9 protein-coding genes and 1 pseudogene are annotated in these 12,822 nt (G+C 69.7%); 7 read left to right on the top strand and 3 right to left on the bottom strand.

The annotated features are described in order from the left end of the window. Positions 1 to 19 precede the first annotated feature (19 nt). Complete coding sequence (locus AC0L5F_RS03340) at positions 20 to 823, bottom strand: hypothetical protein (protein ID WP_473315197.1); 804 nt, start codon at positions 821 to 823, stop codon at positions 20 to 22. Positions 824 to 876: 53 nt separating this feature from the next. Continuing rightward, the gene (locus tag AC0L5F_RS03335) at positions 877 to 1,167 is read right to left on the bottom strand and encodes a hypothetical protein (RefSeq protein WP_473315196.1); all 291 of its coding nucleotides are present in this window, start codon (positions 1,165 to 1,167) and stop codon (positions 877 to 879) included. Positions 1,168 to 1,288: 121 nt separating this feature from the next. Between AC0L5F_RS03335 and trpC the strand changes: the two genes are divergently transcribed. The 4 genes and pseudogenes from trpC (at position 1,289) to lgt (ending at position 5,056) form a co-directional block, all read left to right on the top strand. Then, positions 1,289 to 2,095: an indole-3-glycerol phosphate synthase TrpC gene (trpC, locus tag AC0L5F_RS03330; RefSeq protein WP_473315195.1), complete on the top strand. Its 807-nt coding sequence runs from the start codon at positions 1,289 to 1,291 to the stop codon at positions 2,093 to 2,095. Between the two features lie 79 nt (positions 2,096 to 2,174). Then, positions 2,175 to 3,389 (top strand): tryptophan synthase subunit beta, encoded by a 1,215-nt coding sequence (gene trpB, locus AC0L5F_RS03325; protein WP_473315194.1) that lies wholly within the window; start codon positions 2,175 to 2,177, stop codon positions 3,387 to 3,389. After that, positions 3,386 to 4,202: pseudogene (gene trpA, locus AC0L5F_RS03320) on the top strand (tryptophan synthase subunit alpha). Before trpB ends, trpA begins: the two are co-directional and overlap by 4 nt. Beyond that, positions 4,199 to 5,056, top strand: a complete 858-nt coding sequence (gene lgt / locus AC0L5F_RS03315; protein WP_473315193.1) for a prolipoprotein diacylglyceryl transferase — start codon at positions 4,199 to 4,201, stop codon at positions 5,054 to 5,056. The pseudogene trpA and the gene lgt overlap by 4 nt, the downstream one beginning before the upstream one ends. A gap of 63 nt (positions 5,057 to 5,119) precedes the next feature. Here lgt and AC0L5F_RS03310 read toward each other — a convergent pair whose 3' ends face one another. Further along, entirely contained in the window at positions 5,120 to 5,515 is a 396-nt protein-coding gene (locus AC0L5F_RS03310; RefSeq protein ID WP_473315192.1) for a DUF805 domain-containing protein, read from the bottom strand. 133 nt (positions 5,516 to 5,648) lie between these two features. On the opposite strand from AC0L5F_RS03310, the gene AC0L5F_RS03305 reads away from it, so the two are divergent. The 3 genes from AC0L5F_RS03305 to AC0L5F_RS03295 all read left to right on the top strand — a co-directional run bounded on the left by AC0L5F_RS03305 (position 5,649) and on the right by AC0L5F_RS03295 (position 12,551). Next, positions 5,649 to 6,389 carry a VIT1/CCC1 transporter family protein gene (locus tag AC0L5F_RS03305; RefSeq protein WP_473315191.1) on the top strand — a complete coding sequence of 247 codons (741 nt, stop codon included), beginning with the start codon at positions 5,649 to 5,651 and terminating at the stop codon, positions 6,387 to 6,389. Between the two features lie 104 nt (positions 6,390 to 6,493). After that, positions 6,494 to 11,092, top strand: coding sequence for a glutamate synthase large subunit (gene gltB, locus AC0L5F_RS03300; RefSeq protein ID WP_473315190.1), 4,599 nt, complete (start codon positions 6,494 to 6,496; stop codon positions 11,090 to 11,092). Next, on the top strand, positions 11,085 to 12,551 hold the full coding sequence (locus tag AC0L5F_RS03295; RefSeq protein WP_473315189.1) for a glutamate synthase subunit beta: 1,467 nt from the start codon (positions 11,085 to 11,087) through the stop codon (positions 12,549 to 12,551). The genes gltB and AC0L5F_RS03295 overlap by 8 nt, the downstream gene beginning before the upstream one ends. The last annotated feature ends 271 nt before the right edge of the window (positions 12,552 to 12,822 follow it).

The raw sequence follows: 12,822 nt of genomic DNA, 5'->3' as shown, positions 1-12,822 counted from the left end.
GGCGAGACCCTATCCAGTCTCAGGCCGGCTCGACGACCGGCTGGCCGCTGAAGCGACGGAACGCGTAGGAGGCGGCGAGCGTCACGATCGGGACCGCGACCAGCAGCCCGACCAGGAGCACGATCGCACCGCCCAGCATCACCAGGACCGCCAGCAGGCCGCTGAGCAGCGCCGCACCGAAGTTGGAGCCGACCATCGAGAAGCTCGAGCCGAGGGCGGAGAAGGGCGACGCGTCCCGGTCGATGACGAAGTACAGCGTGAAGAACGAGAAGATCGCGAACACGAGGCCCGGGAGAACCAGCAGCAGCAGGCCGACCGTGGTCACCAGGCTGAGCAGGATGCCGGTCAGGATCACCGGCACCACGGGGATGCGGCTGAAGGCGTCCCCGATCGAGAACGCCTTGCCGTCGGCCACGTCCAGGGTTCCGCGGATCAGCATGGCGGTGGCCAGCAGGGAGATGCCTCCGGTGATGGTCTGGACGATGAAGTTGGCGAGCAACGCCCCACCCTCGAAGGCGAATCCACCGTCGGCGTCCACGAAGTCCGGCGACGGCGCGATCACCTCGGTGAGCACCGACAGCACGATGGCGACCGCTGCGACGACGAGGGTTGCGAGGACCAGCTGGCCCGAGTTGGCCTTGAAGGCCCGCCATCCCCACGAGAAGGCCGCCGAGGCGTCGTAGCCGTCACCGGTGCCGCCCGGTGCGCCCTGGGCGGGGTAGCCGGGCGGCGGCTGGTAGCCCTCCGGGGGCTGGACCGATCCGTAGGAGGGGAGCGGCGACGGGTCGTCGCCGGGGTGGGCAGGAGGCTCGTTCGTCGACATGACAGCGACGATAGCGAAGTGCGGCCGCCGTGCGAAGGGCGACGCGCGCCCGCTCACAGCAGATCGAGAAAGACTGCCACGATGGACACGAGGAACGTCGCGGTGCCGAGCGCGACCCCGGCACCGGCGAGGTCGAACCCGCGCTGCGCGCCGCCCGACTCGGTGATCTCGCGACGTGCGTGGATGCCCAGCGTCATCGTCGGCAGACTCAGCAGCATCGTCCCGAACGGCTCGACGACCAGCAGCAGCAACGCCACCACGCCGACGCCGACGCTGAGGACGGCGCGCTGGTTCGTGGGCGGCGGGTCCGTGGGGGACGGCGAGGGGTCGGGGGCGTCGGACATGGGGTGAGCATAGGCGGACGCGCGGGTGGCGAACCCGTGCGACAGACCCACCTCGAACCGATCCGGCGGCAGGTCTAGTCTTGGGGAAAGGTCCGCGTGTCCCCACCCCCGAGGAGGATCGATGTCCGTGCTCGACGAGATCCTTGCCGGCGCTGCCGACGATCTGCGGGTCCGCATGGAGAGCACCAGCCTCGACGACCTGAAGGCGATGGCTGCTCGCCAGCCCTCGGCCCTCGATCCGGTCCCGGCGTTTCGTGGTGACGGAGTCTCGGTGATCGCCGAGGTCAAGCGTGCCAGCCCGAGCAAGGGCCGACTCGCGACCATCAAGGATCCCGCCGGCCTCGCGGCCAACTACGCCGCCGGTGGAGCCGCCGCGATCAGCGTGCTCACCGAGCAGCGGCGTTTCGACGGGTCGCTGGCCGACCTGCGCGCGGTGCGCGCGGTGGTCGACGTTCCCGTGCTCCGCAAGGACTTCATCACCACCTCGTACCAGCTGTGGGAAGCGCGGGCGGCCGGCGCCGACATGGCGTTGCTCATCGTCGCCGCTCTCGACCAGCTGGCGCTCGAGAGCCTCATCGAACGCGCTCGATCCATCGGGCTGACCGCGCTGGTCGAGGTGCACGACGAGGAGGAGGTCCGGCGTGCGGTCGACGCCGGGGCCACCGTCATCGGCGTCAACGCCCGCAACCTCAAGACCCTCGAGGTGCACCCCGACACCTTCGCCCGGCTCGCCCCGCTGATTCCCGACACCGTGGTGCGGGTGGCGGAGTCCGGCATCCGCGGTCCGCTCGACGTCATCGAGTACGCCAAGTGCGGTGCGCACGTCGTGCTGGTGGGCGAGACGTTGGTCCGCGGCGACGACCCCCGGGCCACGGTGGCAGATCTCGTCGCGGCCGGCACCCACCCTGCTCTGCAGCACCGGTGGTGACGGCTCGCGCCAGGGGGGCCGATCGGTCCGGTGGCGCGGGCGCCCCGACCACCTGCCAGCACCTGACCGAGGACACCGCATGACTGCCACACCCACGTACGCCCAGCCCGATCCCACCGGCCACTTCGGCCGGTTCGGCGGGCGCTTCATGCCCGAAGCGCTGATCGCCCCGCTCGACGAGCTCGACCAGGCCTGGACCGACGCCAAGGCCGACCCCACCTTCATGGCCGAGCTCGACCGCATGATGCGCGAGTACGCCAACGTGCCGAGCCCGCTGTACGACGCCACCCGGTTCTCCGAGGCCGCCGGCGCCCGCATCCTGCTCAAGCGTGAGGACCTCAACCACACCGGCGCCCACAAGATCCGCAACGTGATCGGTCAGGCCCTGCTGGCCAAGCGCATCGGCAAGCCGCGCGCCATCGCGGAGACCGGTGCCGGGCAGCATGGCGTCGCGTCGGCCACCGCCTGCGCCTACCTCGACCTGGACTGCACCGTCTACATGGGCGAGGTCGACACCGAGCGCCAGGCGCTCAACGTGGCCCGCATGCAGATGCTGGGCGCAGAGGTGGTGTCGGTCACGACCGGCAGCCGCACGCTCAAGGACGCCATCAACGAGGCGCTGCGTGACTGGGTGGCCAGCGTCGACACCACGTCGTACCTGTTCGGCACGGCGGCCGGCCCGCACCCGTTCCCCACGATGGTGCGCGACCTCACGCGGGGGATCGGCGACGAGGCCAGGGCCCAGTGCCTCGAGCAGCTCGGGGCTCTGCCCGATGCCGCGGTCGCCTGTGTCGGAGGCGGTTCCAACGCCATCGGCCTGTTCACGGCCTTCATCGACGACGCGGACGTGCAGCTGGTGGGCATCGAGGCCGGCGGCGACGGCGTCGAGACAGGTCGGCACGCAGCGACCATCAGCGGCGGCGACATCGGGGTGCTGCACGGCGCGCGGTCGTTCCTGCTGCAGGACGAGGACGGCCAGACCATGGAGTCGCACTCGATCTCGGCCGGCCTGGACTACCCGGGCGTGGGTCCGGAGCACTCCCACCTCGCCGACATCGGGCGTGCCACCTACCGTCCGGCCACCGACGCCCAGACCATGGCCGCGTTCGACCTGCTGTGCAAGACCGAGGGCATCATCCCGGCCATCGAGTCCGCCCACGCCCTGCACGGCGCGCTGGAGCTGGCCAAGGAGCTCGGCCCCGACGCCACGATCCTGGTGAACCTGTCCGGTCGCGGCGACAAGGACGTCCACACCGCGGCTCAGTACTTCGGCCTGCTGGGGGAGGACGCGTGAGCGCCACCGTCGCGTCGAGGCTCGACGAGCTGTTCGCCCGCACGCGCGCCGAGAACCGGGCCGCGCTGGTGGGCTACCTGCCGGCCGGGTTCCCCACCACGGAGAAGTTCGATCGAGATCATCGCAGCGATGATCGACGGCGGCGTCGACCTCGTCGAGGTCGGCCTGCCGTACAGCGACCCGGTGATGGACGGCCCCACCGTCCAGGCCGCCGCCGAGCAGGCTCTCGCCGCAGGGGCGCGCACGTCGCACGTGTTCGACGTGGTGCGTGCGACCTCCGCCCGGGTGCCCACCGTGGTGATGACGTACTGGAACCCCGTCGAGCGCTACGGCGTGGAGCGGTTCGCCGCCGACCTCGCGGCGGCGGGCGGATCGGGCCTCATCACGCCCGACCTGGTGCCCGACGAGGCGGGCGAGTGGATCGATGCGTCCGAGCGTCACCACCTCGACCGCATCTTCCTCGTGGCGCCGTCGTCCACGCCCGAGCGGCTGACGATGACCTCGGAGGCCGCCAGCGGCTTCATCTACGCGGCAGCGGTCATGGGCGTCACCGGTGCGCGGGAGCAGTCCAGCAGCCTCGCGCCGGACCTGGTGGCCCGCGCCAAGGCCGTCACCGACAAGCCCGTCGGCGTCGGCATCGGGGTCAGCAACGGGCGCCAGGCGCACGAGATCGCCGCCTTCGCGGACGCGGTGATCGTGGGATCGGCCCTGGTGCGGTGCATCCTCGACGCGCCGGACCACGCGACGGGCCTCACGGCCATCCGTACACTCGCCGAGGACCTGCGCGCTGGCGTGGAGAGGACTTCTCGATGACGCATCTGCCCCTGTACATCCCCAGCCCGTCGTCCGGCGTCTGGCACCTCGGCCCCCTGCCGCTGCGCGCCTACGCGTTCGGCATCATCATCGGCGCGCTGGTGGCCATCTGGATCGGCGAACGCCGGTTCCAGGCCCGCGGTGGGCGAGAAGGGCTGATCGGCGACGTCGCCATCTGGGCCATCCCGTTCGGCATCGTGGGTGCGCGGATCTACCACGTCATCACCGACCCGGAGCTGTACTTCGAGGACGGTCGGAACGCGTGGGACGTCTTCCTCATCTGGAAGGGCGGCCTCGGCATCTGGGGTGCCGTCGCCGGCGGAGCGCTGGGTGCCTACATCGCCTGCCGCCGCTACGGCGTCTCGTTCTCGATGGTCGCCGATGCACTGGCTCCGGGGCTGCTGGTTGCCCAGGCCATCGGGCGGCTGGGCAACTGGTTCAACCAGGAGCTGTTCGGCCGGCCCACCACGCTGCCGTGGGGACTGGAGATCTCGCCGGCCAACCGGCCGGTCGGCTACGAGCAGTTCGCCACGTTCCATCCCACGTTCCTGTACGAGCTGCTGTGGAACCTCGCCGCGGCGGCCTTGATCGTCGCGCTCGATCGCAAGTACCGCTTCACCGGCGGACGAGCGTTCGCGCTCTACGTCATGCTCTACACCGCTGGACGGTTCTGGATCGAGCTGCTGCGCATCGACACGGCCAACACGATCGGCCCCTTCCGCCTCAACGTGTGGACGTCGATGATCGTGTTCACGCTGGCCCTGGTGTACTTCCTGCGGACCCGGCGGCGAGCCGCTGCCGGACGGATCGACGAGTCCGAGTCGTCGCACTCGTCCGAGACCTCGGAGTCCTAGCGGCCGGACGCACGTCGCCCCCGCCACCGGATCGGTGACGGGGGCGATCTGCGTGCTGACGGGTCAGACGGCCGGCGGAGTGCCGTACGCCGGAGCGGTGCCCGGTCCGGCGACGCCCTTCGGGTTGGGGCCGTACTGGTTGTCCGGTGTGCTGTCGGTGACGAAGAAGACGATCAGCACGATGGCGCCGATCAGCGGGATCAGGCCGATCAGGATGAACCAGCCGCTCTTGTCGGTGTCGTGCAGACGGCGCACGCCGGCCGCGAGGGTCGGGACGATGACGCCGAGGGCGACGATCAGGGTGAGGATGGGTGCGCCGATGATCTGGTCGACGATCATGGCGACGACGTAGGCGATGATGACGGTCAGGTACCAGTACCAGTACTCGGACCGACGGGCCCGGCCGTTGAAGTTGGCGTACTGAGACAGGACGCTGCGCACAGCTTCTTGCAGGGACATGAGAACTCCAGGTCGATGAATGGTGCCCATCAACCTAGCGGTGATGGTGTGTCGCTGACAGGACTTTCCACCCATGTCTGAGCGCAGCCTCACCTTCGGTGAAATCGCCGCCAGAAGTGGGTACTTTCAACCCATGACCGACGCCCTCGACCACGACGAATCCCTGCCGGACCCTGCGGTGGTGCAGCACGAGCACCCCGACGTCACCGGCGGCTGGCTGCGGCCGGCCGTGTTCGGCGGCATGGACGGGCTGGTGTCCAACTTCGCGCTCATCATGGGAGTCGTCGGCGGCAGCTCGGCCAGCGACACCAAGCCGGTCGTGCTGGCCGGTCTGGCCGGTCTGGCGGCCGGGGCCTTCTCGATGGCTGCGGGCGAGTACACCTCCGTCGCGAGCCAGAGCGAGTTCGCCCGGGCGCAGATCGACACCGAGCGGCACGAGATCACCACCAACAGCGACGCCGAGCAGGCAGAGCTCGCCGCCATGTACATGGCCAAGGGCATAGACGAGACCACAGCTCGCGACGTCGCGGCCCAGATCCACCGCGACACCGAGAACGCCGTGGCCGTGCACGCCCACGAGGAGTTCGGCGTCGATGCCGACGACCTCGCCTCACCGTTGCTCGCGGCCGGCTCGTCGTTCCTGGCCTTCGCCGTGGGCGCCGTGATCCCCCTGCTGCCCTACCTCCTGGGGGCCACCGTGGCCTGGCCCGCGATCGTCCTGTCGTTGATCGGCCTGTTCGCGTGCGGCGCCGTCGTCACCTCCATCACGGACCGCACCTGGTGGTTCGGCGGCACTCGCCAGCTCCTGCTCGGCGCGGCCGCTGCCGGACTGACCTACCTGGTCGGCGACGCCGTGGGCGCCGGGCTCGGCTGAGGGTCGTCTCTGCTGTGTAGACTGGGGGGGCTGTCCGAGGCCAACGTCGTCCCCGGAGATCAGCGCTCGATCGAGCGCGCTCACCCGACGACGAAAGCGATGCGATGACTGCACCCACGTTCTCCGGACCTGCCTCTTCTGGGCCGAAGTTCTCGGGCCCCAAGTTTTCTGGGCTCCCGGCGGCCGAGGGTCTGTACGACCCGAGCAACGAGCACGACGCGTGCGGCGTCGCCTTCGTGGCCACCCTCACCGGTGAGCCGAGCAACGACATCGTCGTCAAGGGTCTGACCGCCCTGCGCAACCTCGACCACCGCGGCGCCGTCGGCGGCGAGCCCGACACCGGTGACGGTGCCGGCATCCTCATGCAGGTGCCCGACCGGTTCCTGCGGGCCGTCGCGAGCGACGAGATCGGGGTCGAGCTCCCCGCGTCCGGCACCTACGCGGCCGGCATGGCCTTCCTGCCCGTCGACGAGAAGGAAGCCGCCGCGGCCAAGCTGCGCATCGAGGCGCTGGCGATCGAGGAGGGGCTGACCCTGCTCGGTTGGCGTGAGGTGCCGGTCAACCCCGAGATCCTCGGCTCGATGTCGCGCGGCGCCATGCCGTCGTTCGCCATCGCGTTCGTGACCGCCAGTGACTCCGACGCCGCCGGACTGGAGCTGGACCGGATGTCGTTCTGCCTGCGCAAGCGCGCCGAGCACGAGACCGGTGTGTACTTCCCGTCGCTGTCGAGCCGCACCTTCATCTACAAGGGCATGCTCACCACCGAGCAGCTCGAGGACTTCTTCCCCGACCTGTCCGACGAGCGCATCGAGTCCGCGCTGGCCATCGTGCACAGCCGGTTCTCCACCAACACCTTCCCCAGCTGGCCGCTGGCGCACCCGTTCCGGTTCGTCGCGCACAACGGCGAGATCAACACGGCCCGCGGCAACCGCAACTGGATGCGGGCCCGCGAGGCGACGCTGGCCAGCGACCTGATCCCCGGCGACCTGTCTCGCCTGTACCCGATCTGCGACCCGCTGGGCAGCGACACCGCCTCGCTCGACGAGGTGCTCGAGCTGCTTCACCTCGGCGGCCGCAGCCTGCCGCACGCGGTGATGATGATGATCCCCGAGGCGTGGGAGAACGACGTCGACATGGACCCCGCTCGTCGGGCGTTCTACGAGTTCCACAGCTCGATCATGGAGGCGTGGGACGGACCCGCGAGCGTCTGCTTCAGCGACGGCACCCAGATCGGCGCGGTGCTGGACCGCAACGGCCTGCGTCCGGGCCGGTACTGGGTCACCCAGGACGGCCTCGTCGTGCTGGCGTCCGAGGCCGGCGTGCTGGACATCGACCAGTCGACCATCACCCGCAAGGGACGCCTGGAGCCCGGCAAGATGTTCCTGCTGGACCTCGACGAGCACCGCATCATCGAGGACCACGAGATCAAGAACGAGCTCGCCAACGAGCACCCGTACGACGAGTGGCTGTACTCCGGTCTGGTGCGGTTCGAGGACCTGCCCGACCTCGAGCACATCGTGCACACGCACGCCTCGGTCACGCGCCGTCAGCAGGTGTTCGGCTACACCGAGGAGGAGCTGCGCCTGCTCGTGGCACCCATGGCCCGCTCCGGTGCCGAGGCGATCGGCTCGATGGGCACCGACACGCCCATCGCGGCCATCTCGGACCAGTCGCGCCCGTTGTTCGACTACTTCTCGCAGCTGTTCGCGCAGGTGACCAACCCGCCGCTCGACGCCATCCGCGAGGAGGTCGTCACCTCGCTGGCCGGCACCATCGGACCCGAGGAGAACCTGCTGGCCCCCAGCCCGGCGTCGTGCCGCATGCTGCAGCTGCCGTTCCCGGTCATCGACAACGACGAGCTCGCCAAGATCCGGCACATGAACAAGGACGGCGACATGCCGGGCTTCTCGGTGCACATCGTCCGCGGTCTGTACGACGTCAGCGGCGGGGGAGCGGCGCTGAAGAACAAGCTCGACGAGATCTGTGCCGACGTGTCGGCCGCGATCGCCGACGGCGCCCGCATCATCGTGCTGTCGGACCGGCACTCCAACGCCGACCTCGCGCCCATCCCGTCGTTGCTGCTGACCGGCGCCGTGCACCACCACATGGTGCGCGAGAAGCTGCGCAGCCAGGCCGGCCTGATCGTCGAGACCGGCGACGTCCGCGAGGTCCACCACGTGGCGCTGCTGATCGGCTACGGCGCCACCGCGGTCAACCCGTACCTGGTGCTGGAGTCGGCCGAGGACCTGGCCCGCGAGCGCGTGTTCGTCGAGGGCGTCGAGCCGTCGAAGGCGCTGCGCAACGTGGTCTACGCGCTCGGCAAGGGCGTGCTCAAGGTCATGAGCAAGATCGGCGTCTCCACCGTCGCCTCCTACACCGGCGCGCAGATCTTCGAGGCCGTCGGCCTGAGCCAGGACGTCGTCGACGCGTACTTCACCGGCACGGCGTCCAAGCTCGGGGGCGTCGGCCTGGACGTGCTCGCGGCCGAGGTCGAGTCGCGCCACCTGCGGGCCTACCCGACCAGCGGGATCGCCAGCACACGTCGCCACCTCGAGGTCGGCGGCGAGTACCAGTGGCGTCGCGGGGGCCCGGAGCACCTGTTCGACCCCGAGACGGTGTTCCGCCTGCAGCACTCCACCCGCGCGGGCTCCTACGAGGTCTTCAAGCAGTACACCCAGCGCGTCGACGACCAGTCCGAGCGCCTGATGACGCTGCGCGGTCTCTTCGAGTTCGCCGACGATCGCACCCCGATCCCGATCGAGGAGGTCGAGTCGGCCGAGCAGATCGTCAAGCGCTTCTCCACCGGAGCGATGTCGTACGGCTCGATCAGCCAGGAGGCGCACGAGACCCTCGCCATCGCGATGAACCGTCTCGGCGGCAAGTCCAACACCGGCGAAGGCGGCGAGGACCCCGAGCGGCTGTACGACCCCGAGCGGCGATCGGCGATCAAGCAGGTCGCGTCGGGCCGCTTCGGCGTCACGTCGGAGTACCTGACCAACGCCGACGACATCCAGATCAAGATGGCGCAGGGCGCCAAGCCCGGCGAGGGTGGCCAGCTGCCCGGTCCGAAGGTCTATCCATGGGTGGCCAAGACACGGCACTCCACGCCCGGCGTCGGCCTGATCTCGCCTCCGCCGCACCACGACATCTACTCGATCGAGGATCTCAAGCAGCTGATCCACGACCTGAAGAACTCCAACCCGGACGCGCGCATCCACGTCAAGCTCGTCTCCGAGGTCGGCGTGGGCACGGTCGCGGCGGGTGTGTCGAAGGCCAAGGCCGACGTCGTGCTGGTCTCCGGTCACGACGGTGGCACCGGCGCCTCGCCGCTCACCTCGCTCAAGCACGCGGGCGGACCGTGGGAGCTGGGCCTCGCCGAGACCCAGCAGACGTTGCTGCTCAACGGACTGCGCGACCGCATCGTGGTGCAGACCGACGGCCAGCTCAAGACCGGTCGCGACGTCATGATCGCTGCCCTGCTGGGTGCCGAGGAGTACTGCTTCGCCACGGCGCCGCTGGTCGTCAGCGGGTGCATCATGATGCGCGTGTGTCACCTCGACACCTGCCCGGTGGGCGTGGCCACGCAGAACAAGACGCTGCGCGAGAAGTACTCCGGCAAGGCCGAGTACGTGGTCAACTTCTTCACCTTCATCGCCGAGGAGGTCCGCGAGCACCTGGCTGCGCTGGGTTTCCGGACGCTCGACGAGGCCATCGGGCACGCCGAGCTGCTCAACACCCGCAAGGCGGTCGATCACTGGAAGGCCGCCGGACTCGACCTGTCGCCGATCTTCCACGTGCCCGAGCTTCCCGAGGGGGCCTCGCTGCACCAGACCGTCAGCCAGGACCACGGCCTCGACCGGGCGCTCGACGTCGAGCTGATCAAGCTCAGCGCCGACGCGCTCGAGCGCGGTGAGCCGGTGCGGGCACAGCTGGACATCCGCAACGTCAACCGGACGGTCGGCACGATGCTCGGCCACGAGGTGACCAAGCGCTACCGCGGCGAAGGTCTGCCGGAGAACACCATCGACCTGACCTTCCTGGGCTCGGCCGGTCAGTCGTTCGGTGCGTTCGTGCCGCGCGGCATCACCCTGCGGCTCGAGGGCGACGGAAACGACTACGTCGGCAAGGGACTGTCCGGCGGACGGATCATCGTCCGGCCGCCCCGCGACGCCGGGTTCGCCGCCGAGCAGCAGATCGTCGCCGGCAACGTGATCGGCTTCGGCGCGACCACCGGGCAGATCTTCCTGCGCGGCAAGGTCGGTGAGCGGTTCTGCGTGCGCAACTCCGGCGCCAGCGCCGTCGTCGAGGGCGTGGGTGACCACGCGCTGGAGTACATGACCGGTGGCACCGTGGTCATCCTCGGCGCCACCGGCCGCAATGTCGCGGCCGGCATGAGTGGCGGCCAGGCGTACGTGCTCGACCTCGACGAGACCTTGGTCAACATGGACATGGTCGAGCTGGCTCCCGTCCCCGCGGAGGCGGCCGACGAGCTCAAGGCGCTGGTCGCCCAGCACCACGAGGAGACCGAATCAGTCGTGGCCGAGCAGCTGCTCGCCCACTGGGACCAGTCGTTGGCGCGATTCACCCAGATCATGCCGACCAACTACCGCCTGGTCCTCGAGGCACGCGCTGCCGCCGAGGCCGAGGGACTGTCCGACGAAGACACCACAGCACGCATGATGGAGGTGGCCGCCCGTGGCTGATCCCCGAGGATTCATCACGACGCCCCGCGAGGTCGCACCTCGACGTCCGGTCGAGGAGCGCGTCAACGACTGGAACGAGGTCTACCCCGGTGGACCAGGTAAGGCGCTGCTGCCGATCATCAGTGAGCAGGCCGGCCGCTGCATGGACTGCGGCATCCCGTTCTGCCACAACGGCTGCCCGCTGGGCAACCTGATCCCGGAGTGGAACGACCTGGTCTGGCGCGAGGAGTGGGACGAGGCGCTCGACCGCCTGCACGCCACCAACAACTTCCCGGAGTTCACCGGCCGTCTGTGCCCGGCGCCCTGCGAGACCGCCTGCGTGGTGGGCATCAACCGCGACGCCGTCACGATCAAGAACGTCGAGGTCTCGATCATCGACAAGGGGTGGGACGACCGTCAGGTCAAGCCCGAGCCGCCCGAGTGGCTGACCGGCAAGACCGTCGCCGTGGTCGGTTCCGGCCCGGCCGGCCTGGCCACCGCCCAGCAGCTGACCCGCGCCGGCCACACCGTTGCGGTCTACGAGCGTGACGACAAGGTCGGCGGACTGCTGCGCTACGGCATCCCCGAGTTCAAGATGGAGAAGTCGCAGATCGACCGTCGCATCGATCAGATGGTCCGCGAGGGCACGGTGTTCCGCACCGGCGTGCGGGTGGGGGAGACCCTCACCGGATCGCAGCTGCGCGACCGCTACGACGCCGTCGTGCTCGCCATCGGCTCCACGGTGCGGCGCGACCTGCCGGCGCCGGGCCGAGAGCTCGCGGGCATCCACCAGGCCATGGAGTTCCTGCCCCAGGCCAACCGCGCGGCGCTCGGCGAGGAGGTTCCCGACCAGATCACGGCCGAGGGCAAGGACGTCGTCATCATCGGCGGCGGTGACACCGGAGCGGACTGCCTCGGCACGTCGATCCGCCAGAAGGCGAAGTCGGTCACCAGCCTGGAGATCATGCCGCAGCCCGGCGAGGATCGCCCCGGCAACCAGCCGTGGCCGACCTACCCGATGATCTACCGCGTCGCCTCGGCCCACGAGGAGGGCGGCGAGCGCGTCTACTCGGTCAGCACCAAGGAGTTCGTCGGCGACGACGACGGGAACGTCTCGGGCCTGCGCATCAGCCAGGTCGAGATGAAGGACGGCACGTTCACCGAGGTGCCCGGCACCGAGAAGGTGCTCCCGGCGCAGCTGGTGCTGTTCGCCATGGGCTTCACCGGTCCGGAGACCGAAGGTCTGGTCGAGCAGCTGGGCGTCGATCTCGACGAGCGCGGCAACATCGTGCGCGACAAGCACTACATGAGCAGCGTCGACGGCGTGTTCGTCGCCGGTGACGCGGGTCGTGGACAGTCGCTGATCGTGTGGGCCATCGCCGAGGGCCGTTCCGCGGCCGCCGGTGTCGACGCCTACCTGTCGGGCTCGACCAACCTGCCCAGCCCCATCCCCCCGACCGCCCGCCAGCTCACTGTCTGATCACGAGGGGGCGGAGCGGCCGAGGCGTGGACGGTCTCCTTGGTGACCACCTGCTCGCCAGGGAGCGGAGCGACCTTGAGGTCGCGAGGCACGAGCGGCCGAGGCGTGGTGAGGTGTCGGGCTCGCGTGAGTCTGTCGGCTTTGGGTCGCCTCGCTTCGCTCACAGTCGGCCGCGGGCGGCCTCCTTGGCGACCGGATGCTGCTCGCCAGGGAGCGGAGCGACCGTGAGGTCGCGAGGCACGAGCGGCTGAGGCGTGGTGAGGTGTCGGGC

Source organism: Aeromicrobium sp. 10G20-16, from assembly GCF_055809665.1.
The sequence above is the reverse complement of the archived record's forward strand: the minus strand, read 5'-3'. Positions and strand labels throughout refer to the sequence as shown.